At 57.9% G+C, this 21,536-nt stretch carries 23 protein-coding genes; 11 read left to right on the top strand and 12 right to left on the bottom strand.

The window, feature by feature from the left end; all coding sequences use genetic code 11:
• Positions 1 to 88: 88 nt before the first annotated feature.
• Entirely contained in the window at positions 89 to 661 is a 573-nt protein-coding gene (locus BG455_RS16970; RefSeq protein WP_084386416.1) for an ATP-binding protein, read from the bottom strand.
• A gap of 457 nt (positions 662 to 1,118) precedes the next feature.
• Here BG455_RS16970 and BG455_RS17185 point away from each other — a divergent pair, with 457 nt between their 5' ends.
• Positions 1,119 to 1,439 carry a hypothetical protein gene (locus BG455_RS17185; protein ID WP_143079939.1) on the top strand — a complete coding sequence of 107 codons (321 nt, stop codon included), beginning with the start codon at positions 1,119 to 1,121 and terminating at the stop codon, positions 1,437 to 1,439.
• Positions 1,440 to 1,759: 320 nt separating this feature from the next.
• Here the strand turns inward: BG455_RS17185 and BG455_RS13935 are convergent, their stop codons facing one another.
• The 4 genes from BG455_RS13935 to tnpA form a co-directional block, all read right to left on the bottom strand.
• On the bottom strand, positions 1,760 to 2,056 hold the full coding sequence (locus BG455_RS13935; protein WP_071470575.1) for a hypothetical protein: 297 nt from the start codon (positions 2,054 to 2,056) through the stop codon (positions 1,760 to 1,762).
• Positions 2,056 to 3,666: an IS66 family transposase gene (gene tnpC / locus BG455_RS13930; protein ID WP_071470574.1), complete on the bottom strand. Its 1,611-nt coding sequence runs from the start codon at positions 3,664 to 3,666 to the stop codon at positions 2,056 to 2,058. Before tnpC ends, BG455_RS13935 begins: the two co-directional genes overlap by 1 nt.
• A gap of 62 nt (positions 3,667 to 3,728) precedes the next feature.
• Entirely contained in the window at positions 3,729 to 4,076 is a 348-nt protein-coding gene (gene tnpB, locus BG455_RS13925; protein WP_071470573.1) for an IS66 family insertion sequence element accessory protein TnpB, read from the bottom strand.
• Positions 4,073 to 4,441: an IS66-like element accessory protein TnpA gene (tnpA, locus tag BG455_RS13920; RefSeq protein ID WP_071470626.1), complete on the bottom strand. Its 369-nt coding sequence runs from the start codon at positions 4,439 to 4,441 to the stop codon at positions 4,073 to 4,075. Before tnpA ends, tnpB begins: the two co-directional genes overlap by 4 nt.
• A 27-nt stretch (positions 4,442 to 4,468) precedes the next feature.
• Between tnpA and BG455_RS13915 the strand changes: the two genes are divergently transcribed.
• Entirely contained in the window at positions 4,469 to 6,217 is a 1,749-nt protein-coding gene (locus BG455_RS13915; RefSeq protein ID WP_146257698.1) for a TniQ family protein, read from the top strand.
• A 154-nt stretch (positions 6,218 to 6,371) separates the two neighbouring features.
• On the opposite strand, the gene BG455_RS13910 is transcribed toward BG455_RS13915, so the two are convergent.
• Complete coding sequence (locus tag BG455_RS13910; RefSeq protein ID WP_071470625.1) at positions 6,372 to 7,586, bottom strand: IS701 family transposase; 1,215 nt, start codon at positions 7,584 to 7,586, stop codon at positions 6,372 to 6,374.
• A 568-nt stretch (positions 7,587 to 8,154) separates the two neighbouring features.
• Positions 8,155 to 9,159, bottom strand: a complete 1,005-nt coding sequence (gene moaA, locus BG455_RS13905; protein WP_071470571.1) for a GTP 3',8-cyclase MoaA — start codon at positions 9,157 to 9,159, stop codon at positions 8,155 to 8,157.
• An 83-nt stretch (positions 9,160 to 9,242) separates the two neighbouring features.
• Between moaA and BG455_RS13900 the strand changes: the two genes are divergently transcribed.
• Positions 9,243 to 9,755 (top strand): D-galactarate dehydratase, encoded by a 513-nt coding sequence (locus tag BG455_RS13900; protein ID WP_111361120.1) that lies wholly within the window; start codon positions 9,243 to 9,245, stop codon positions 9,753 to 9,755.
• A 6-nt stretch (positions 9,756 to 9,761) separates the two neighbouring features.
• Here BG455_RS13900 and BG455_RS13895 read toward each other — a convergent pair whose 3' ends face one another.
• The 5 genes from BG455_RS13895 to ettA all read right to left on the bottom strand — a co-directional run bounded on the left by BG455_RS13895 (position 9,762) and on the right by ettA (position 13,263).
• The gene (locus BG455_RS13895) at positions 9,762 to 10,166 is read right to left on the bottom strand and encodes a BLUF domain-containing protein (protein WP_071470569.1); all 405 of its coding nucleotides are present in this window, start codon (positions 10,164 to 10,166) and stop codon (positions 9,762 to 9,764) included.
• Between the two features lie 113 nt (positions 10,167 to 10,279).
• Positions 10,280 to 10,549 (bottom strand): CopG family antitoxin, encoded by a 270-nt coding sequence (locus BG455_RS13890; protein WP_071470568.1) that lies wholly within the window; start codon positions 10,547 to 10,549, stop codon positions 10,280 to 10,282.
• Positions 10,550 to 10,568: 19 nt separating this feature from the next.
• Positions 10,569 to 11,024, bottom strand: coding sequence for a DUF2335 domain-containing protein (locus tag BG455_RS13885; protein ID WP_071470567.1), 456 nt, complete (start codon positions 11,022 to 11,024; stop codon positions 10,569 to 10,571).
• Complete coding sequence (locus BG455_RS13880; RefSeq protein WP_071470566.1) at positions 11,011 to 11,487, bottom strand: hypothetical protein; 477 nt, start codon at positions 11,485 to 11,487, stop codon at positions 11,011 to 11,013. The genes BG455_RS13885 and BG455_RS13880 overlap by 14 nt, the downstream gene beginning before the upstream one ends.
• A gap of 120 nt (positions 11,488 to 11,607) precedes the next feature.
• A complete protein-coding gene (ettA, locus tag BG455_RS13875) occupies positions 11,608 to 13,263 on the bottom strand; it encodes an energy-dependent translational throttle protein EttA (protein WP_071470565.1) in 1,656 nt (551 codons plus the stop codon).
• 175 nt (positions 13,264 to 13,438) lie between these two features.
• Here ettA and BG455_RS13870 point away from each other — a divergent pair, with 175 nt between their 5' ends.
• The 8 genes from BG455_RS13870 (at position 13,439) to BG455_RS13835 (ending at position 21,535) form a co-directional block, all read left to right on the top strand.
• Positions 13,439 to 14,212, top strand: a complete 774-nt coding sequence (locus BG455_RS13870) for an ABC transporter ATP-binding protein (protein WP_071470624.1) — start codon at positions 13,439 to 13,441, stop codon at positions 14,210 to 14,212.
• Between the two features lie 36 nt (positions 14,213 to 14,248).
• On the top strand, positions 14,249 to 14,983 hold the full coding sequence (locus BG455_RS13865) for a transporter substrate-binding domain-containing protein (RefSeq protein WP_071470564.1): 735 nt from the start codon (positions 14,249 to 14,251) through the stop codon (positions 14,981 to 14,983).
• Positions 14,984 to 15,032: 49 nt separating this feature from the next.
• Entirely contained in the window at positions 15,033 to 15,914 is an 882-nt protein-coding gene (locus BG455_RS13860) for an ABC transporter permease (RefSeq protein WP_071470563.1), read from the top strand.
• Positions 15,911 to 16,762 carry an ABC transporter permease gene (locus BG455_RS13855; RefSeq protein WP_071470562.1) on the top strand — a complete coding sequence of 284 codons (852 nt, stop codon included), beginning with the start codon at positions 15,911 to 15,913 and terminating at the stop codon, positions 16,760 to 16,762. The genes BG455_RS13860 and BG455_RS13855 overlap by 4 nt, the downstream gene beginning before the upstream one ends.
• 3 nt (positions 16,763 to 16,765) lie before the next feature.
• A complete protein-coding gene (locus BG455_RS13850; protein WP_071470561.1) occupies positions 16,766 to 18,085 on the top strand; it encodes a glutamine synthetase family protein in 1,320 nt (439 codons plus the stop codon).
• Positions 18,086 to 18,186: 101 nt separating this feature from the next.
• A complete protein-coding gene (locus BG455_RS13845) occupies positions 18,187 to 18,891 on the top strand; it encodes a type 1 glutamine amidotransferase (RefSeq protein ID WP_071470560.1) in 705 nt (234 codons plus the stop codon).
• Positions 18,888 to 20,243, top strand: coding sequence for a glutamine synthetase family protein (locus tag BG455_RS13840; RefSeq protein ID WP_071470559.1), 1,356 nt, complete (start codon positions 18,888 to 18,890; stop codon positions 20,241 to 20,243). The genes BG455_RS13845 and BG455_RS13840 overlap by 4 nt, the downstream gene beginning before the upstream one ends.
• Positions 20,240 to 21,535 (top strand): NAD(P)/FAD-dependent oxidoreductase, encoded by a 1,296-nt coding sequence (locus BG455_RS13835; RefSeq protein ID WP_071470558.1) that lies wholly within the window; start codon positions 20,240 to 20,242, stop codon positions 21,533 to 21,535. The genes BG455_RS13840 and BG455_RS13835 overlap by 4 nt, the downstream gene beginning before the upstream one ends.
• Position 21,536 lies beyond the last annotated feature (1 nt).

The raw sequence follows: 21,536 nt of genomic DNA, 5'->3' as shown, positions 1-21,536 counted from the left end.
CGCTATCACTGCCATCATGCGTCGCATTATTGTTCTGGCAAACACATTGCTACGCGAAGGACGAGATTGGCAACCACAACGCCCTTGACTAAGACGGATACTTGAGTGACGGCATTCCGCTGAGAATCAGGCCAGTCGGCCATTCCGCGTTCTGCATGAGGGACTTTAATGTGTTTACAACTGCTTGTCGCTCCGGTCGGTTCTGATTGATGTGCAAGTCCTGAGCTTCATCAAGGTGCAGAAAAAGCACCCGCCGCTGGCAGAGGGAATTTTGAACAAGGCTCCAAATATAGCCAGCTGTTGCACTTCGCCGTAGGGGATACCCAAGCCCATGCAGGCAGGACGTACCTACTTGTTTGAGTGTCGCTGGGGATGGCACCAGAAAACTCGCAACGTCCGCGTGCTCGTAATCTGAGCTGAGCGGTCGCAGGGCTTTGTGGCGGGCAAACAACCAGCGCAACGCCGTGGACTTACCTGATCCGGAGCCACCAATAAGTGCAAGACCAGGTGCTTCTGAAACAATACCCGCCTCCATGGCCGCACGACGCTGGTAAAGCAGTCTGTCAAATTCGGATTCGAGAATCGAGTATCGATCATGCCGGATAAACATGCCACGCAACCGCGTTATGGTTTCGCTTACATTTTTGTGTGGGTCAGCCATCTCTATTCCTCCACACGCCAGTTTTCGCTTTGATCCTGCCAGTCATCGATCTCCGGCACCTGTGTCTCTCCCACAGAGCTTTCACTGATCTGCTTTTGTGACCATGGAACAACTTCGTTGCCAAACAGTCCGTCGCTTGAAGATTGAGTTGCAACTTCGGCCTGCCAAAATGTCGTCCCACTCGACAGGGTCTGCTCTAGGTGCTTGATCTGCTCGGTCGATAAGCCTTGGGGGGTCAGGTTTGCTCTGACACGAGCACTTTGGTCAATTTCAATAATCCGCCGAATTGCTGCATCCCGAACATCGCATGTAAGCTCGGCCTCATTCGCGTATTTCTCTCGCAGACCACGCTGAGCCTCGACCCAATATCATCGCGCCGTTCAAGAATGCGTCAGAAGCGGCCCTGACAAGTAGATGGCTGGCGAAGCATCTTAGAAAGAAGCAGCTGATCCATGGCTTGGCGACAGCCATCGAAACCGACGATGACTACGTGCTGGCGACGAGGGCTTTTGCCGGATTTCCCGTTTTACAAACCTATCTGCCAAATGTCCCAATATTCAAACGACAACCAGAATCCGGGCATCTGTTCACCATCGAACCCCCCGAGGCAAATCCTGCAAAGCCAACGCATAAGGGAGTGTGCGTAAGATCTCAGTATGACGAAGGCTGCAGGTCAGCACAGGATCTCTGGAATGAAGTACATTCGATTATTCTCGAGAATGAAGAAAAAGAGTGGGACGCAAGAGAAGCGATCGATCGTCGCAAGGCGCTCCGATGATTTAGACTTTCGAGGGACACTCCGCGGTGCGATCCACACATCCCCTTGCGATAAATGTCTTGCCAACCTTCGCGCTTGCGGAGAACGCCTTGGTGCCACTATCTGTTTTCAGTAGTGAAACAACCATCCCGGAGCCGCCGACATGCCACCGCTTCCCCGCTGCCGGATGACGACCTTGCAGGCCTACGCTGCCCATGGCTCGGTCAGCCATGGAGCGATCAGCGTAGAGCGGTTCGCTGAAATCATGAAAGGAGCCGCGCCAACGACCGGCGAAACTGTCAGAGTCTGTCAGGGGCTGACGGAGAGTAACCGCCCGATAGTTACCGCGGTCCATTTTCCTTCACACGCGCGATGATCTCTGGATCGTTGACGAAGTCATCGAGGAAGTCGCGCCAGTGCTCCTTGGATCGCCTCGCATCGCTGAGCATTTCGCGCAGTTCTTCAATGCCATGGGCGGTGATTAGCTTGGTGTTTTCATCAGTGGCTGTATCGACGCTGATGATGTTTCCGTAGCTTAGGTTGTCATCGTTGCTTACGATTGCTTCCAGCATCTCTAGGTCTGCACCCAGCATCTGTGCAACGCGTTCAAGGGCGTAGACCTGTGTGACTTTTGGCATCAAGCGGCCTCTGCGTTTGGGACGGCGAGCGGCGACCAATTCCACGGGAGCAGTTCGTCGAGGCGATTGATCTTGTGATCGTGTATGCGGGCCAAGATGTCAGCCAGGTAGGCATGAGGGTCGAGGCCGTTCATCTTGGCGGTTTCGATCACTGTCATTGCCCGCGCTAGAGTCTCGGCGCCAGTGTCGGCCCCGGCGAATAACCAATTCTTTCTGCCGATTCCAATGGGTCTGAGGGCCCGTTCAGCCGGATTGTTATCAATGGCCACCCGACCGTCTTCGAGGAATAGGCTGAACGCGGCGCGTCGGCTGAGGCCATAGCGGAAGGCCTTGGCCAGATCACCCTTGCCGGGGATCAGCGCAAGCTGGCTTTCCGCCCATGCGAAGAAGGCGTCGACCTTGGGGGCGCTGTATTTCTGACGGGCCGCAAGGCGGATATCGGCGGGCTGGCCGGTGATTTCGCGCTCGATGTCATAAAGCGCGCCGATGCGATCCAGCGCCTCGCGGGCGATGGCGGATTTGGTTTTGCTCAATTCGTCATGGAAATCACGCCGCAGATGCGCCCAGCACGCTGCCTCGCGCAGGCGGGGCGTTCCGTCAGGATCTGGACTATAGAGCTTGGCATACCCTTTATAGCCATCCGCTTGCAGGATGCCGCGCGTGTTGGCCAGATGGCGATGGACGTGTTCTTCCTTCCAATCCGGGGCGAAGGTGTAGACAGCGCCGGGGGGCGCGGCACCCGCCCAAGGCCGTTGATCCCGGACATAGGCCCAGATCCGGCCCTTCTTCACGCCCTTACCAAGGCCCCTGTCGCGCAAGGATTTGTCCAGAACCCGGATCGGGGTGTCGTCGGCATGCAGCAGATCACTGGCCATGATATCGGCCTCGATCCTCTCGATCAGCGGGGCCAGCACTTTCATCGCGCGCCCGCACCAGTCGACCAGTGTGCTGTCTGGAATGTCAGCCCCCATGCGCGCGAAGATTTCGTTCAGGCGATACAGCGGAATATGATCGTCGAATTTCGAAACCAGAATGTAGGCCAGCAGCGCTGTACTCGCCATGCTGCCAGGGATCGGTCTGCTGGGCGCAGGTTCCTGCACCATCTTCTCGCAACGACGGCAGGACTTCTTCAGCCGCGCGATCTGCAGGACCTTGAGCTGTGCCGCGACCAGGTCCAGCATGTCGCTGACATCCTCACCCACAAGACGCAGATCGCCACCGCAATCCGGGCAGCAGGTCCCGGGGTCAAGCTCGCGGCGCTCGCGTGGCGTGGTGTCAGACACACGGGGGCGACGGCGGGGTTTGCGTTCAATCGTATCGTCACCGGCGGATGCGGGCGCATCATCTGCAGGGGCGGTGGCGCTTTCGGCGGCTGCGATCAGCAGGTCTTCCAGCGCCAGTTCCAGCTGTTCAATCTCGCGCTCGACCTTCTCCGAGGATTTGCCGAAAGCCTGTTTCTTCAGTTTCGCGATACGCAGCCGAAGGGTCTGGATCAGCTGATCATGGGCCCGGATTGTCGCCGACATCCGTGCATTCTCTGCCTGCAACGCAGCGATCATCGCCTTCAAAAGTGCAGGGTCTTCGGGAAGGATTGCGGCATCATTTTGCATGCCGCTGACTATCACAGCCGATCAGGAAGCACCATAAAAACAAGGCGTTTCAGCCAGATAAATCAGCCAACACGCGCCGGTGGCGCGCCCCAATCCGGCCTGCGCCAGTCGATCCCTTCCCACAGCATGGCCAGTTGCGCGGAGGTCAGACGTGCCGCCCCGGAGGAAGTGTTGGGCCAGGGAAAGCGCCCACGCTGGAGCACCTTGTAATAAAGGCAAAACCCCTGCCCATCCCAATAGAGAAGCTTCAAACGGTCGCCCTTGCGGCCTCGAAACGCAAACACCGCGCCACCCGTCGGCTTCTGGCGCAGCACATCCTGCGCCAGCGCCGCTAAACCCGTTATCCCCTTGCGCATGTCTGTCGCGCCACAGGCCAGATAGACCCGAACGCCCGTGCCCGGCCCGATCATGCCTCGTCCACCGCGCGGATCAATCTCGTAAGCGCTGTTTCGGCAATATCGCTCTCGAACCGCAGCATGCGCCCCCTCGCCAGACGAAGCTCCACCCAGACAGAAGGCGCAGGATTGGTCACTGCAGGCAGATCCGGAATGGATGGCGCGTCAACTCGCAGGAACAGCGCCCCTGCATCCGGTGACCAGAGGCCTTTCCGCTTCAGCTCATGACGCCACGCATAAATCTGTTGCCGGGTCACCTCGTAGCGCTGCGCGATCTGCGTCACCGTCGCGCCGCCCACACCGACCGCGCTCACGATCGCCAGCTTCTCGTCGTCACCCCAATAACGGCGCCGCTCGACCCCCAGAATTTCGCCCCGCATGACCCCTCCGCGCATAAGAGACGTCATTTGCGACGTCGCTATGCACGTGTCTTAGGCTATCAGCCCGCCTCCCGGCAGGCGGTAACAATCGGGCGGTTACGACTAAACTGGCGAAAATTAATCTATTCTGACAAGGATGAGTTAAGTCGATTGGCAACTCTCACGGGCATCAACGAAAGTGAGTTGATGCCGATGGCCTTGGTTGAAATTGATCGGCGGCGCTGCCTTTTGCATGGACAACTGATGGGTTCGCGCAGTTTTCTGCGGAGCGAACAAAAGCTCTGCCCGGTTTGCGTACAAGAAGATAAAGATTGCAGCGGAACGTTTGGAGTGTTTGGTCGACGGGAATGGATGCTTACGTCGTTCCGTATTTGTCCGACTCACAGCTGCCAGTTGGTCACGTTACCAGCCGCCGTTTTCCCGCACCACCCGGCCGACTTTTTCCGCAGGTGCGAGGGAAGCAGTAAGCAGATAGATGGTCAACTGAGCGGATCAAGCGTAAGCCAATCGTCCATCTGGGAGTTCTATCTCCTCGAGCGGTTGTCTGGAATAATTGGTCACAGATGGATCGATCAGTTTGACTTGGATGCTGCGATGAGGATCGTTCAGAATTTTGGTATATTGCTGACACACGGATCGAGCGCAAGAGAGGCGGAACTTAGCCAAATGGAGCTTTCACAAGCTTGCCACGCAGGCTTTCTGGCAACATCTGAAGGCGTGGGTAAAATCACCTCAGCCATGGCCAGCATCTATGAAAAATCGCCGAGCAAGGCTCAAGGTTTTTTTACCGATTTCGGGTTGTTTTCGAGATGGTGCGCCAGAGTTTCTGAAGATGAGCGCTACGCGCCGATGATCGACGTGTTCACCCAGTTCGCCTTTGAAAACTATCCTGTTGCGGCGGGCGACACGATTTATGGACGAGTTTGCACAGAGCGTAAATGGCACAACTGTAGCAGCGCAGCTGAAGAGTTTGGTGGAACTGCCCAACGGATGTCAAAGATAGTTGAGGCATTGGGCCTTGGAGAAAAAAGACCCGGGAAAGATCGTATTTTTCGTGCTGAAGATGCAAAGGAAGCTCTTCCAGATCTGCTCCGGTGCATGCCACGCATTCAGTGCATTCGTCGGCTTGGAATCGCAGGATCTCTTTTTGATCGACTTGTCCAGCGCAAGTTCATTCAACCGAAGTATGACCTCCCAAATGTTGCGCCGTTATACGACCCGGACGAAATTGATAGTTTTATGTCCAGTGCTCGAGAGAACACCACATTAGTTTCTGTGCTTTCCAAAGGCGCGCTGGATCTGAAAACTGTATGTAGTGCAGCCGCCTGCTTTACAGATGAGGTTTTAACCCAAGTGCTGGCGGGAAATCTGAAAGAAGCGGAGTGGGTTGAAACCGAAACTGGACCGGGGGCGCTACGGTTCAAGCTTGAAGATGTACGAGATGCTCTCGAGGTTGAACCAATCGCTGACCTAACAAAAAATGAAGTGAGGTCGGCGCTGTGTGTGAACGCCCCAACGGTCAAAATGTTGATTGATAGCAATAGACTTAAATCGACCGTGAGCCGGCACACTCGAAGTCGGCGGCCAAGGCGCGTTGTAAAGAGATCCGAAGTGGACAAGTTCTTGGCGGAATATGTCTCGCTGGGTGAACTTGCGAAAAAGGAAGGGATTCAAGCGAACTGGGTTGCCGCCAGGTTGGCGAGAGACAACATCTTCCCGGTCGATCTTCCGTCGGAGTACAGTAAGCTATATCTTCGTTCGACAATCGAAGCTTAATACTACAGTTGCGGATAATGTCGAATTTTCCGATGTGCGATGGCGGCATTGAGCTGATGCTGGCGTCGCCATCTTGACCAGTCCCAGATGACATCAAGATCAAAGATTGTGGTCAGCAGCAAACGGCAAATGAGTTTTCGGATCTCTGATGTTGTCATGCAGCGTTGAAGGCGTTCGATGAGGTGGTGACCGGCGACATGCGTGGACTCGTTTCGTTCTGTTTTTGAAGAACCGTTTTTCTCTGATCTGCCACGAGCTTTGCCAGGAATGCCGCTGCTGCCATGACAAGGCTGATGTGGCGATGCCAGCCATGCCATGAACGCGCCTCGCAGTGATCTAACCCCAGATCATCCTTGGCACGCAGGAAGCATTCTTCGACGGTCCAGCGCAATCCGGCGGCAGAGGCCAGTTCGGATAGGGGTGTTTCCGAAGGCGCATGCGCGAAATAGTAGGAGATATTTCCGGGATCACGAAGCGTGCGACGGGCGAGAACCCAGCGCGCGAAACCTCTTTGTGATGTTTGGCCCAACGGAATGCGCGCCCAGTCGTAGAGCCGGAGCCCTTTGGTGCCTTCGCCCGCGGGGAGCGCGTGCCATGCCTCGGGCTTCAGGTCATCAAACATCATGGCAGGATCCGTCTGCATGAGGCCGCTTTCAGTAAAAAATCGGAGTGTGTGATTGGAGCGCACTGCCAAAACATATGCCTGATCACGGGCCTCCAGCATCCGTCTGAAGCGCCTGTCCGATCCATAGACAGAATCTGCAAGAACGAAGGCGCATGGCATGCCCTCGTCCAGAAGTTTTGAGACCATGGCGCAGGCCATGGCGGGTTTGGTGGCAAAGGTGATCTCTTCTGGCACCTGCGCCTTTCCCAGACGCTCCGGATTGTCAGCCCAAGTTTTGGGCAGGTAGAGTTGACGGTCAACCAAGGCGTGGCCCCAGCGGCTGGCATAAGCAGCAAAGACACCGATCTGGCAATTCTCGATCCGCCCGGCTGTGCCGGAATATTGGCGCGCCACACCAACCGAATGGGTGCCTTTCTTCAAAAACCCTGTCTCATCAATCACAAGGACGCCATCCGGATCGGCGAGCGCATCGACAGCATAGTTACGCACCTGCCCGCACAGGCTATCTGCGGACCAACTTGATCGCCCCAGTAAGGACTGAATGCGATAGGGCCGAGCCAACCCGGCTTCTTCGGCCAGCATCCACCCTGTCTTGCGCTCCGCACCTGACAGCAACCCATCAATGAATGCGCCCGCCGAAAGCTGCTGCTCTGAGCGCTTGAACGCAGGCCCGATAAATACTTTCAGTTCATCAAGCGCGCTGCGCCAATTTCCAAAGCTGCCAGCCCAATCCGATACAGACATGCCCATCTCTCCAATCTGATGGCGCAAGTGAATCAGAACCCAACCGAATACGCAACTGTAGTATTAGCCGCATTTCTGAAGCAATGTTATGTAACCGGCCCTACATCAGGCCGGTTTTTTGTTGCCTAGTTGGCGATGGACAAGAACTTTGATTCCAGCGTCCACTGAGACGATTCATTCCTGATGTGAGTGTCATGAAAACAATAACTTACAAAGCTACAGAGGCCAACGCTCGTGACTCCTCACAAAAGACAAATGCTTGTGAAGGGCGCACGCCCCGATACAGCGCTTTCGGTTTTCGTGGATGAGGACAAGTCAAAGTGGTGATCGCGCACTGTGCCGCGCTTATGCGTTGTTTTGCGCGCGGTGCGATGGCGGTGCAGAGCAAGGCATGCAGAGCCATTCATAGCCAATCAGGATTGCAGGGACGGGGGTGCTGGATGCCAGATTTCGCGGGCTGTGGGCATCGGCATAGCTGCAACACAGGGCGCAGCCTACAGGCCAACGGGCTGTAAGCGCATAGGGCCGCGCTGCGCATATTTCAGCCAACACGCGAGGCGGACGAAACCTAGCCGCCGGTATGGCTCATGTGGCGCGACACCTGCCCATCAACCTGCTGGCGGGAATAGTCGAAATCATGGCCCTTGGGCTTGCGCAGAATCGCGTCGCGGATCGCTTGTTCCAGCAAGGCATTGTCAGGGTCGGCGCGCAGGGGCGCTCGCAGGTCGGCCATGTCTTCCTGCCCCAGACACATATATAATTCGCCCGTGCAGGTCAGGCGTACGCGGTTGCAGCTTTCGCAGAAATTATGGGTCATGGGTGTGATGAAGCCGATTTTCTGGCCCGTCTCTTCCAGCCGGACATAGCGCGCAGGCCCGCCCGTGCGCTCTGCCAGATCGGTCAGGCTGAACCGCTCTGCCAGCCGTGCGCGCAAATCCTTCAGCGACCAGTATTGGTCCAGCCGGTCTTCATTGCCCAAATCCCCCATAGGCATAACCTCGATAAAGGTCAGGTCCATGCCGCGTGTGGCGCACCAGTCTTGCAGGGTGAACAATTCATCTTCGTTGAACCCCTTGAGCGCGACAGCATTGATCTTGACGCGAAGGCCCGCTTCCTGTGCGGCCTCGATCCCGTCCAGCACCTGTGCCAGCCTGCCCCAGCGGGTGATATCGGCGAATTTCTTGTCATCCAGCGTATCGAGCGAGACATTGATCCGCCGCACCCCGCAATCGGCCAGTTCGCGCGCATAGCGGCGTAACTGGCTGCCATTGGTGGTCACTGTCAATTCCTTCAGCGCGCCCGAGTCCAGATGCCGGCGCATTGCCTGAAAATAGGTCATGATTCCCTTGCGCACCAAAGGTTCTCCGCCGGTGATGCGCAGTTTCTCTACCCCCAGCCGGATGAAGGTGCTGCTGATGCGGTCCAGCTCTTCCAGCGTCAGAAGCTCTTTCTTGGGCAGAAAGGTCATATTCTCGGCCATGCAATAGACGCAGCGAAAATCGCAGCGGTCCGTCACCGAGACGCGCAGGTAAGAGATGGGGCGGGCGAAGGGGTCGATCAACGGTGTTGTCATGCGCAAGAACCTAGCCATCACAAAGCACGGCGGCAAGGGGCAAGAGCATTGTCGGCCCGCTTCTTTCGCGTTAGCATTGGTGCATGTCATACAAAACACCTGTCTGCGTTCTTGCCCTGTTGCTGCCCGCTCTGGCGGCGTGCGGGCCGTTTTCTGGAATCGGACAAGGCGGCGTGCCCGAGGATGTCGCGGTACGGGCACCGCAAGCCGACACAACCAGACCACAGGCGCGCCAACCCGGTACACAGGTTGCCAGCCTTGGCCAGACGGGCCTGCGCCCCGAAGCGCTTGATCAGGTCAGCGCAGAAGAACGCGCCGCAGCACTGGCCCCCGCAAGTGCCAGCACCCAGCCACTGGGCGAGACGCTGGCAGCCCTTGGTAGCCCTGCGCAAACGGGGCTGTGGCTGCGCACAGGTTTGGTCACAAGCGTGACGCAGGGGCGGGTGGAACTGCCCGATGGCAGCGCCTCGCTGCGAGTGGAGTTGCGCCCCTCGGGCGCAGAAGCGGGGGCGGGCAGCCAGTTGTCGCTATCGGCCTTCAACAGCCTTGGGCAGCCGCTGACGCAACTGGTGCGCCTGCGGGTATTCGCGGAGTAGCTGCCCTCAGACGGCTTCGGCCTCATCGCGCAGGCGCTGGAAAAAGCCTTCCACCTCCTCCTCGGTCGCGCGCTCGATCACGTCATCATCAATTTCCGCCTGCGTCCAGATCCATGTGGCAACAGGGTCATGCAGCATGGCCCATTGGCCGAACATGCGGTCAGACACATGTTTTTCCACATGCATGCGCACTTCTATATGCCGGTCATCGCGTTTGATCCGCGCGACCGCGTCTTTCACCTTGTCTTCGGGGCCTTCGAGAAGTTGCAGGAAAATATCCTCGCGGCAGATCAGCGCGCCGGTAATGTCATCGCGTTCATTCGCGCGGCGGGCCTGCATCAGGATGCCGTTTAGCATGCTGCTGTCATAGCCAAACGGGCGCGAGGAATAGATGATGCGGTAAAGTGACATAGCGGCAATGCTCCCTCTGGTTCGGGGCATCTTGCGGCATAAGGGCGAGGGATGCACGCGGAAATATGAAGACTTAGATTCAGGGATGAAGCCTGCATTGGGGTGGCATTGGATTAGCGCTTGGTGTCCTCTGCCAGCACGCGTTCCAGCGCTTCGCGGATGAGGCGTTGATAAGGGATGCCGCGCGCCTTGGCTTGCGCTTTCAGAGCGGTGATAAGCGGCTCTGGTAGACGCATGGTCACGCGCGCAGACTTCGGCAGCGCTTCAAAACGCATGGGTTTGAACTGCGTGAAATCGAGTGCGGAGAGGTCTTGATCGAGGAAGTCCTCGGCGTCCTTGTCAGTGGTCAGGACGGGGACGGTTTTGGGGGAAGGCGTCGGCATATCGGGCGACCTCTTTATACTACTTTTCTCGCTTTCCGTTAAAAAACTTGATAATTTGTGGAATAAGCCCAGACGCAGCGAGCGCGATTGCTACAGCGGGTTGATCAATGATCGCGCAGTAAATAGCACCTGCAACTAATCCCAAAGACACGATCACTGATCCAGAAATTCGTGCGAAATCGTTAAATACCAACCACCAGTTGTCACGTGAGCGTATCCCCTGTTCTTCTTCAGCCATCGTCATGATTCTATTGGCCATTCCAGGCAGGATATTTTCGTATTCACGCAGCATTTGCGGGGGTGGTAAAGGACCCGCATACATCGCCGACTGTACGAACCGCTGAAGTGATGTGCTATCTGTATCCTCGTCTACCACCTCGCCCGCAAGTTCACTCTGATCATCCTCAGCGTCGTTAATTGCGTTCGCGACAGTATCTTTTTTCTTTATGCTTTCGACCTGCTCACTTTTTGCCAATATCTGTGACCTTTCTAACTGAATTTGAAAAATAACTTTCAATATTCTTTCGATCTTCGATTGCGCCCCGAAGACCAGACGCTGGAATATGAAGGTTTATATCTATGGAGTTATCATAAAGTTCTGTGAGAATATCTGCAAAGCGCGTAAGCTCTTTGAAGTGCTGTGAACTGTTTGCATCCACAACATTTTGAAGAGCTTGAAGTTTGGGAATCGCACCAATTTCTGCTAATGCCTTGTTCATCGCATTCATTTCGGCGGTTGCATTCATGATAGCAGCGTACCTCTCGAAAATCCTCGTGAGGTCCTCGGTCACGGCACCGTAGGCAATGCTATCATCAGCAAAGGTTTCATCGACAACGTCACTTTCGCGGGTGGACTCGCCGGAACGCCTCGGTGAAGCGAGGTCAGCACGCCCCTTTTTTTCAACGTTCCGCTTCGTTTTTGTACCGCGACTCAGCATTGTGGCTCCAGAGTTGGTTCACATGGCACTCACGCAACATGCATGTCTTAGAAGATATATAGCACTGAGCAACTAATCAATGGTTGAGACGGTTCATCAAAGCGTGCGTGTTCTCACCCCTCACCTCGTAAATTTCTTATACTTCACCCGCTTCGGCTCCAGCGCATCCGGGCCAAGGCGCCGCTTCTTGTCTTCTTCATAGGCTGCGAAGTTGCCCTCGAACCATTCCACATGCGCCTCGCCTTCAAAGGCCAGAATATGCGTGCACAGCCGGTCAAGGAAGAAGCGGTCGTGCGAAATGATCACCGCGCAGCCAGCGAAATCTTCCAGTGCGGCTTCCAGTGCTTGCAGGGTTTCCACGTCCAGATCGTTGGTCGGCTCATCGAGCAGCAGCACATTGCCGCCTGCGCGCAGCAGTTTGGCCATATGCACGCGGTTGCGTTCGCCCCCCGACAAAAGCCCGACTTTTTTCTGCTGGTCGCCGCCCTTGAAGTTGAACGCGCCCACATAGACGCGGCTGTTCACTTCCGCGTCGCCCAGCACGATCACATCCAGCCCGTCCGAGATTTCTTCCCACACTGTCTTTTTCGCATCCAGCGCGTCGCGCGACTGGTCGACATAGGACAGCTTCACTGTGTCGCCGAATTCGATCGTGCCTGCATCGGGCTGTTCATGTCCGGTCAGCATGCGGAACAAGGTGGATTTGCCCGCCCCGTTGGGGCCGATCACGCCGACAATCCCACCGGGGGGCAGCGCGAAGCTCAGGTCTTCGATCAGCAACTGGTCGCCATAGCCTTTGCGCAGGCCCTCGATCTCGATGACCTTGGCCCCCAGACGCGGGCCATTGGGGATGATGATCTGGGCGCGGCCCACCTTTTCACGCTCTGACTGGCTGGCCTTTTCTTCATAGGCCTGAATGCGGGCCTTGGATTTGGTCTGGCGTGCTTTCGCGCCCGCTCTGATCCATTCCAGTTCCCGCTCCAAAGATTTCTGGCGGGCCTTGTCTTCGCGTGATTCATGGGCGAGGCGTTTGGCCTTCTGCTCCAGCCATGCGGAATAGTTCCCTTCATAGGGAATGCCGCGCCCACGGTCGAGTTCCAGAATCCAGCTGGTAATGTCATCGAGGAAATAGCGGTCATGGGTAACAATCAGGATTGTGCCCTTATACTCGATCAGGTGCTTTTGCAGCCATGCGATGGTTTCGGCGTCCAAGTGGTTGGTCGGTTCGTCCAGCAGCAGCATGTCGGGCGCTTCGAGCAGCAGCTTGCACAGCGCGACACGGCGTTTCTCGCCGCCGGACAGGGTTTCGACATTCGCCGTATCGGGCGGGCAGCGCAGTGCCTCCATGGCGACATCGATCTGGCTGTCCAGATCCCACAGGTTTTCCGCGTCGATCTGGTCTTGCAGCGCGGCCATTTCATCGGCAGTTTCGTCCGAGTAGTTCATCGCCAATTCATTGTAGCGGTCCAGCTTGGCCTGTTTCTCGGCCACGCCCAGCATGACATTGCCGCGCACATCCAAGGCAGGGTCAAGGTCGGGTTCTTGCGGCAGATAGCCCACTTTCGCGCCCTTTGCGGCCCATGCCTCGCCGGTGAAATCCTTGTCGGTGCCCGCCATGATGCGCAGAAGCGTCGATTTGCCTGCGCCATTCACGCCCACAACCCCGATTTTCACCCCCGGAAGGAAGGACAGGCGGATATTCTCAAAGCATTTCTTGCCACCGGGATAGGTTTTGGACACACCATCCATGTGATAGACATATTGATAGGACGCCATGGCTGCTTCTCCGCTGCGAATTGGGTTTGATGTTCCCTACAAGGGGCGGGCGTGGCGCGCAAGGCTTGCGCAATCGTCAGTTTCCCTAACGGAAATGTGGTTTTTGCATCTTGCAAGGCTTGTCAAATCCGGTCCAGTTGGTCCTAATGCTGAAAACATCACCAAAAAGGCCGTCATGCCAACCCTGCCTGTCATCGAGATACGCGATCTGCACAAGGCCTATGGGGCGCTTGAGGTGCTCAAAGGTGTCAGCATCAATGCGCAAAAAGGCGATGTAATCTCGTTGATCGGCTCTTCGGGGTCGGGGAAATCCACGCTGTTGCGGTGCTGCAACCTGCTGGAAGACAGCCAGCAGGGCGAGATTTTGTTCAAGGGCGAGCCGGTGCGCTGGAAAGGGCAGGGCGGAAACCGCCAGCCCGCCGACCGCGCGCAGGTCACGCGCATTCGCACCAACCTGTCAATGGTCTTCCAAAGCTTCAATCTGTGGGCCCATCTGAGCGTGTTGCAAAATGTCATGGAAGCGCCCGTGCATGTGCTGAAACAGGACCGCGCCGAGGTTGAGGCGCGCGCGCGTGCGCTGCTGGACAAGGTGGGCATAGGTGACAAGGCCGATGTCTACCCTGCGCAGATGTCGGGCGGCCAGCAGCAGCGCGCCGCCATCGCACGCGCCTTGTGCATGGAGCCAGAGGCGCTGTTATTCGACGAACCCACCTCGGCGCTGGACCCCGAGTTGGAACAGGAAGTGATCCGCGTGATCAAGGCGCTTGCTGCCGAGGGGCGCACCATGCTGATTGTGACGCATGACATGCGCTTGGCGGCAGATGTTTCCAATCACGTCGTGTTCCTGCATGATGGCCAGATCGAGGAGCAGGGGCCGCCGGACTCGCTGTTCAAATCACCGCAATCCGCGCGGCTTCGACAATTTCTCAGCCACTCTATGGCGGACTGAGGGACACCACACACTTAACATCTCGGGGAGATACCAATGAAAAAGACAGCTTTTGCGGCACTCGCACTTGCCTTTGCCGCGTCAGGCGCGCTGGCGCAAGACGTCGTGCGGATGGGGTCCGAAGGGGCCTACCCTCCGTATAACTTTATCAATGACGCAACGGGCGAGCTGGACGGCTATGAGCGCGAATTGGGCGATGAACTTTGCCGCCGTGCGGAATTGAACTGTGAATGGGTCATCAATGACTGGGACACGATCATTCCCAATCTGGTGTCGGGCAATTACGACACCATCATGGCGGGCATGAGCATTACCGAAGCGCGGCAGGAAGTGATTGCTTTCACGCAGAACTACCTGTTGCCAGAGCCGTCTGCCTTTATCGCCTTGGCGGGCACGGATGAAAGCGTGCGCGACACAGGTGTGATTGCTGCGCAATCGAACACCATTCAGGCAGGCATGGTCGCCGAAGGCGATGGCGATCTGCTGGAATTCCCGACACCGGATGAGACGATCTCTGCGCTGCGCAATGGCGAAGCCGATGCCGTTCTGGCCGACAAGGCGTTTCTTGCCCCCTATGTGGCCGATTCCAATGGCGAGTTGGTGTTTTTGGGCGATGACGTGCTGCTGGGCGGTGGCATCGGGGTGGGCGTGCGCCAATCGGATGATGCGTTGCGCGAAACCCTTGATCGCGTGATTGCAGACATGAAGGCAGATGGGTCGCTGAATGCGATGATCGAAAAGTGGTTCGGCGCGGACCATCCGCAGTTCTAAGTGATCAGGGCGGGGTGAAAGCACGCTTTCACCCCGCCTGTGCCCCCCCATGTTCAGCTTTTGCACTGACCCTTCTGTGTTGCCGGATTGGCAATGGTTCGCCTGCTACTTTACCAACGCGACCCATTTCCAGTTCTACCGCGCCTTTGGCGTGGTGATTGTGCTATTGGCGGTCACGGCCCCTGTTGCGCTGGCGGTGGGCATGCTGGGGGCTATGGCGCTGCGCTCGCGCATCTGGCCGCTGAACTGGCTGGGCAAAGGCTATGTCAATATCGTGCGCGGCGTGCCCGATCTGGTGTTCTTCCTGTTCGTGCCCATTGCACTGGGGCAGGGGATCGAATGGGTCATGCACCATATCCAATGCCCCGATTGGGACCAGCCCATCCGCCAAGGCAATGATTTCATTGTCTGCCGTGACGCAAAGGTTCCGCCGCTGAATTCCGCGCGCTGGGTCTATGATCTTTATGCGTTCGCCATGGCCGTCACGGCCTTTGCGCTGGTCTTCGGGGCATTTGTGGCAAATACCTTGCACGGGGCGATGCAGGCCGTGCCCAAAGCGCAGGTTGAAGCGGCAGAGGCTTATGGCATGACCCGCGCACAGGCGTTTCGCCGGATCGTGCTGCCGCAGATGTGGGTTTATGCCATACCGGGCCTGTCCAATATCTGGCAAATTCTGGTCAAGGCCACGCCGCTTCTGTTTTTGTTGGGCATACAGGATATCGTCTATTGGGCGCGTGAATTGGGCGGGCAGAAAACCTCGCTTTTCACCTATCCGCATGACGACTGGCGCATGTGGTATTTCTTGGCGCTTTTGTGCTTCTACCTGTTCCTGACTTGGGTTTCTGAATTTGCATTCGGGCGCCTGAATGAGCGGCTCTCGCGCGGGCAGGCCACCGCGGCGGGCGAGCGTCAGCGAAAGGCCGCTGCATGAGAACCTGCCTGGAAAGTTTCGAGGGTTATATCCTGCGCGCGCTGGGGCGCGACTTTGGCGAGCGGCTGTTGCCCCGCAATCTGGACATAACCCTATGCGACCAGATGTTCCTGATTGCCAGTGGGTTGATCTGGAATGTCTATTTCGCGGGTGTTGCAATTCTGTTCGGCTTTTTTCTGGCCATCGGCATGGCGGTGGCCAAATTCAGCCAGAACAAGTGGCTGAATATTCCAGCCAGCGTGTTCATCTTCGTGTTTCGCGGCTCTCCGCTGTTCATCCAGTTCTTCTTTTTCTATTCCGCCTTCGTGCTGTTGCCGCGCTCGGGCATCGACATTCCGCTGGGCTTTGTTACGCTGACGCTCGACACCTCGGCGCTGACCACGGCACAGGTGGGCGGGTTGATTGTGCTGATCCTGAACACCACGGCCTATTCGGCGGAATTGTTCCATGGGGCGCTGCGCTCTATCCCCAAGGGCGATCTGGAGGCGGCAGATGCTTACGGCATGAACGCGCTGACCAAGTTTCGCCGCGTTGTGTTTCCATCCATGCTGCGGCTGGCATGGCCCAGCTACACCAATGAGGCGATCTTTCTGACGCATTCGACAACGCTGGTGTTTCTGTCGGCCTTTCCCGCCCGCCAGCAATCGGGCGAGGCGTTTTATTATGCGCGCTATTTTGTGGATCAGACCTTTAACCCCTTTGTCGCCTATCCCATTGTGGCGGCCTATTTCATTTTGCTGACGCTTGCGATCATCGGGCTTTATGGGTTGGTCAACCGCCGCCTGAACCGGCATTTGCCGAAAGAGCGCCGCCAGCGTATCCGCTTTCGTCCACAATATATCCGGTGAACCATGGGGCCTGAAGGGTTGCACAATATCCGTATCGCTGTGCCAGATTTGAACGGGCAGGCGCGTGCCAAGCGTGTGCCAGCCGCGCAATATGACCGCATGATGCGCGGAGAGGCAAAAATGCCGCTTTCTGCCCTCAACCTCGACATATGGGGCAATGACATTCAGGGCAGCCCGCTTGTATTTGCCACAGGCGACGCCGACGGATACCTGCGCCCGACCGAGCGCGGCCTGCTGCCCATGCCATGGATCGGGCCAGAGGCCGCGATGCTGCCCATGTCGATGTATCATGAGGATGGCCGCCCGTTTGAAGGGGACCCGCGCCATGCGCTGGCCGCTGTCGTGCGCCGCCTGAATGCGCGCGGTCTGTATCCTGTCACCGCGACCGAGCTGGAATTCTACCTGATCGACGATTCCGGGCCAGAGTTTCTGCCACCCGCCAGCCCGATTTCAGGCCGCCGCGCCATGGGCGCGGCCACCTTGTCGATGCGGATGCTGGACGAATTCAACGCCTTTTTCGACGCGCTTTATGCGGGGTGCGAGGCGATGGGGATCGAGGCGGACACCGCCACATCCGAAGCCGGACCGGGCCAGTTCGAGATCAACCTTGACCATGGCCCCGACCCGCTGAAAATGGCCGATGACACATGGCTGTTCAAAATAATGGTGCGCAGACTGGCGCGCCAGCATGGCATGGCGGCAAGTTTCATGGCCAAGCCCTATGCTGGTTTCTCTGGCAGCGGGTTGCATATGCATGCCTCGCTGCTGGATGGCGCGGGGCGCAATGTGTTCGACAATGGTGGCGCTGACGGGTCCGAGATGTTGCATCATGCAATCGGGGGGGTGTTGGCCGCCATGCCCGACTCTACCTTGCTGTTTGCGCCGCATCTGAACAGTTATGAACGGCTGGTTCCCCATGCCCATGCGCCGACAGGGGTGTGTTGGGCCTATGAGAACCGCACGGCTTCGGTTCGGGTGCCGCTTGGCGCCCCCAAAGCCCGCAGGTTGGAGCACCGCACAGCGGGCGGCGATGTGAACCCCTATCTGATGATGGCAGCAGTCCTTGGGGCCATGCTGGTGGGCATCGAAGACCAGACGCAACCGCCCGCGCCCGTCTCGGGTGATGCTTACGCGCTGGATTTGCCGCAAATTCCGGCCACATGGCCTGACGCGCTGCAGGCGTTTGCACACTCGCAAGTGATGGCGCGCATCTTTGATCCGCTGCTGATAGATAATATGTGCCGCACCAAGCGTCAGGAAATGGCAGGGCTGGAGGCCATGTCAGAACAGGCCGCGAGAGAGCTGTATCTGGAATCGGTCTGACATCAGCTACAGAGCTGACTAAGGGCAGGCAACTCGGGGCAAGCCCTTGCGCGGGGCAGGGCGGATGTGTAGATTTTGATCAAATTACAGGTGGCTTCGGCATGAAAATCGGAATTCTGCAAGCAGGCCAGGCGCCTGAAGAACTGCGCGCACATATCGGCGATTACCCCGCCTTATTCGCGCGCCTGCTGGCGGGGCAAAGCTTTGACTTTGCGACATGGCATGTCGAGGGGATGGACTTTCCCGCCTCGGTGCGCGAGGCCGATGGCTGGCTGATCACCGGCTCGCGCCATGGGGTTTATGAAGATCATGCCTTCATCGCGCCGCTGGAACAGTTCATCCGCGACGCCTTTGATACGGGCCTGCCTGTGGTCGGCATTTGCTTTGGTCACCAGATCATGGCGCAGGCTTTGGGCGGCAAGGTTGAGAAATTCGCGGGCGGCTGGGCCGTGGGCGCGCAGGATTACGAGATTGAGGGGGAAAGACTGGTGCTGAATGCATGGCATCAGGATCAGGTAATCACCCCGCCTGCGGGTGCCGCCACAATCGGGCGCAACGCGTTTTGCGCACATGCCGCGCTGGCCTATGGCAGGCAGGGCTTGTCGTTGCAGGCGCATCCCGAATTTGAAGACAGCTTCATTCAGGGCTTGATCGACACGCGCGGGCGTGGTGTCGTGCCGGACGCGCTGTTGCAGGCGGCCAGCGCCTCTCAGGGGGGGGCGCGCGACAGTTCTGCAATCGGACAGCGCATTGCGGCGCATTTCAAGCAGTTCGCCACAGCACCTGCCGGATCGGAGAGCCAATGAGCAACTGGAAAGACATGATACCCCAGCCCGCACAAGACTTTCTGTCTGGCAGGCGGTTGGATGAAATCGAATGTATCATCGCGGATATGGCAGGCGTGGCACGCGGCAAGGCCATGCCCGCTTTCAAATTCGACGAGGCATCGACCTATTATCTGCCCACCTCGATCTTCTTGCAGACAATCACAGGCGGTTGGGCCGAATTCCGCGATGGGGCCGATCTGGAACCTGACATGATCATGCGCCCCGATTTCAGCACGGCCACTGCGGCCCCATGGACTGCGGACTGGACCTTGCAGATCATCCATGACGCGGAAGATGCCGATGGCAACCCCATCCCTACCGCGCCGCGCAATGTGCTGAAGCGGGTGCTGGCGCTGTATCATGCCGAAGGCTGGCAGCCCATCATCGCGCCCGAGATGGAATTCTTTTTCGTTGCCCGCAACACCGACCCCAACATGCCGATCATCCCGCCCATGGGCCGGACAGGGCGACGCGCGGCGGCGCGGCAGGCCTATTCCATGTCGGCGGTCGATGAATATGGCAAGGTCATCGACGATATCTATGATTTCGCCGAGGCCATGGGGCTGGAGATTGACGGCATCCTGCAAGAAGGCGGGGCAGGGCAGGTCGAGATCAATCTGGCCCATGGTGACCCGATCATTCTGGCCGATCAGGTGTTTTTCTTCAAACGCATGATCCGCGAAGCGGCGCTGCGCCATGACATGTTCGCCACCTTCATGGCCAAACCGATCGAGGGCGAGCCGGGCAGTGCCATGCATATCCACCATTCGGTTCTGGATACGTCCACCGGCCGCAACCTGTTCTCAACCGATGACGGGAAAAGCACCGAGGCCTTCATGCATTTCATCGGCGGGTTGCAGCGGCACCTGCCGTCAGCGGTGGCATTGATCGCGCCTTATGTGAACAGCTATCGCCGTTATGTGCCGGATTTCGCCGCACCCATCAATCTGGAATGGGGCTATGACAACCGCACCACAGGGTTGCGCATTCCCATCTCCTCGCCCGCGGCGCGGCGCATTGAAAACCGGCTGGCAGGGATGGATTGCAACCCCTATCTTGGCATCGCGGCCTCGCTGGCTTGCGGCTATCTGGGCCTGAAAGAACAGCGCGGCCCGCGCGAGGAATGCCGCACCAATGCCTATATGGATGATAACGAGTTGCCCATGACGCTGGGCGCGGCGGTTGATATGTTCGAGGAAGCCAGCCCCTTGCATGAGATCCTCGGGCCGGAATTTTGCAAGATATATGCCGCTGTCAAGCGCGATGAATATAACGAGTTCCTGCAAGTCATCAGCCCGTGGGAACGCGAACATCTGCTTTTGAACGTATGAACCTGCTTTTCGCCAATGACCGCGCGGGCGAATACCCGCCCAGCTATTACGCCGCCACCGCCCAGCCGCTGGTACCTTGCCCTGCGCTGAAAGGGGCGGTGCAGGCCGATATGTGCATTATCGGGGCGGGCTATACTGGCCTGTCTGCGGCCCTGCATCTGGCAGAGCGGGGCTATTCGGTTGTCGTGCTGGAGGCACATCGCGCTGGCTTTGGCGCGTCGGGGCGCAATGGCGGGCAGGTGGGGCCGGGCCAGCGGATTGAACAGGACGCGATCGAGAAGATGGTCGGGCGCGATGAGGCGCGCAAACTGTGGGATATCGGGCTGGAGGCGCGCGATCTGGTGCGCGATCTGATCGCGCGCCACGACATGGACTGCCCGTTCAAACCGGGTGTGATCCATGCCGATTGGGCCGCGCGCGATGTGCCCCATGCCCATGCCTATGCCGAAAAGCTGGCGCGCGATTATGACTATCACGACATCGAACCGCTGGACCGCGCGGCGATGCAGGGGATCGTCAACACAGCTGCCTATCAGGGCGGGGTGATCGACCATGGCGCGGGCCATCTGCACCCGCTGCGCTTTGCGCTGGGGCTGGCGCGGGCGGCACAGGCGGCAGGCGCGCAGATATTCGAGGGCTCGCTTGTTGTTGACATCCAGCAGGGCGCAAAGGTGAAAGTGCAGACCAAGTCAGGCCATGTCATGGCGGACCATGTGCTTCTGGCCGCCAATGGCTATTTGGGCGGGCTGGTGCCGCAGGTGGCGGCCAAGGTTATGCCGATCAACAATTTCATCATTGCGACGGAACCCCTGCCATCTGGCACCGTGCTCGCCCGCGATGTGGCCGTGGCTGACAGCAAGTTCGTGATCAACTATTTCCGCCTGTCCGAAGATGGGCGTTTGTTGTTCGGGGGCGGTGAAAGTTATGGTTACCGGTTCCCCGATATCATCAAGACCGTGCGCAAGCCGATGCTGGAGGTGTTCCCGCAGCTGAAAGACACAAAGATAGACTATAGCTGGGGCGGTACGCTTGCGATTACCATGACGCGGCTGCCGTGCTTTCTGCGCATCGCGCCAAACGTCCTGTCGGCCTCGGGCTATTCGGGGCATGGGGTGGCGCTGGCCACGATGGCAGGCAAGATCATGGCCGCAGCGGTTGCAGGGCAGTCGGAACAGTTCGATACACTGGCACGCGTGCGCCTGCCCAGCTTTCCGGGCGGGCGCGCATTGCGCAGCCCGCTGCTGGCGCTGGCGATGACGTGGTTTTCCTTGCGCGACCGTCTTGGGGTGTGAC

Origin of the sequence: Roseinatronobacter thiooxidans, assembly GCF_001870675.1 — a bacterium.
Lineage (GTDB): Bacteria > Pseudomonadota > Alphaproteobacteria > Rhodobacterales > Rhodobacteraceae > Roseinatronobacter > Roseinatronobacter thiooxidans.
This window is presented reverse-complemented; position numbering and strand designations above follow the sequence as displayed.

Coding starts and splice junctions, on each gene's coding strand:
- BG455_RS16970 (WP_084386416.1), bottom strand. CDS start 661: ATGGCTGACCCACACAAAAATGTAAGCGAAACCATAACGCGGTTGCGT.
- BG455_RS13935 (WP_071470575.1), bottom strand. CDS start 2,056: ATGCCAAAAGTCACACAGGTCTACGCCCTTGAACGCGTTGCACAGATG.
- tnpC (WP_071470574.1), bottom strand. CDS start 3,666: ATGCAAAATGATGCCGCAATCCTTCCCGAAGACCCTGCACTTTTGAAG.
- tnpB (WP_071470573.1), bottom strand. CDS start 4,076: ATGATCGGGCCGGGCACGGGCGTTCGGGTCTATCTGGCCTGTGGCGCG.
- tnpA (WP_071470626.1), bottom strand. CDS start 4,441: ATGCGGGGCGAAATTCTGGGGGTCGAGCGGCGCCGTTATTGGGGTGAC.
- BG455_RS13910 (WP_071470625.1), bottom strand. CDS start 7,586: ATGTCTGTATCGGATTGGGCTGGCAGCTTTGGAAATTGGCGCAGCGCG.
- moaA (WP_071470571.1), bottom strand. CDS start 9,159: ATGACAACACCGTTGATCGACCCCTTCGCCCGCCCCATCTCTTACCTG.
- BG455_RS13900 (WP_111361120.1), top strand. CDS start 9,243: ATGTCATACAAAACACCTGTCTGCGTTCTTGCCCTGTTGCTGCCCGCT.
- BG455_RS13895 (WP_071470569.1), bottom strand. CDS start 10,166: ATGTCACTTTACCGCATCATCTATTCCTCGCGCCCGTTTGGCTATGAC.
- BG455_RS13890 (WP_071470568.1), bottom strand. CDS start 10,549: ATGCCGACGCCTTCCCCCAAAACCGTCCCCGTCCTGACCACTGACAAG.
- BG455_RS13880 (WP_071470566.1), bottom strand. CDS start 11,487: ATGCTGAGTCGCGGTACAAAAACGAAGCGGAACGTTGAAAAAAAGGGG.
- ettA (WP_071470565.1), bottom strand. CDS start 13,263: ATGGCGTCCTATCAATATGTCTATCACATGGATGGTGTGTCCAAAACC.
- BG455_RS13870 (WP_071470624.1), top strand. CDS start 13,439: ATGCCAACCCTGCCTGTCATCGAGATACGCGATCTGCACAAGGCCTAT.
- BG455_RS13865 (WP_071470564.1), top strand. CDS start 14,249: ATGAAAAAGACAGCTTTTGCGGCACTCGCACTTGCCTTTGCCGCGTCA.
- BG455_RS13860 (WP_071470563.1), top strand. CDS start 15,033: ATGTTCAGCTTTTGCACTGACCCTTCTGTGTTGCCGGATTGGCAATGG.
- BG455_RS13855 (WP_071470562.1), top strand. CDS start 15,911: ATGAGAACCTGCCTGGAAAGTTTCGAGGGTTATATCCTGCGCGCGCTG.
- BG455_RS13850 (WP_071470561.1), top strand. CDS start 16,766: ATGGGGCCTGAAGGGTTGCACAATATCCGTATCGCTGTGCCAGATTTG.
- BG455_RS13845 (WP_071470560.1), top strand. CDS start 18,187: ATGAAAATCGGAATTCTGCAAGCAGGCCAGGCGCCTGAAGAACTGCGC.
- BG455_RS13840 (WP_071470559.1), top strand. CDS start 18,888: ATGAGCAACTGGAAAGACATGATACCCCAGCCCGCACAAGACTTTCTG.
- BG455_RS13835 (WP_071470558.1), top strand. CDS start 20,240: ATGAACCTGCTTTTCGCCAATGACCGCGCGGGCGAATACCCGCCCAGC.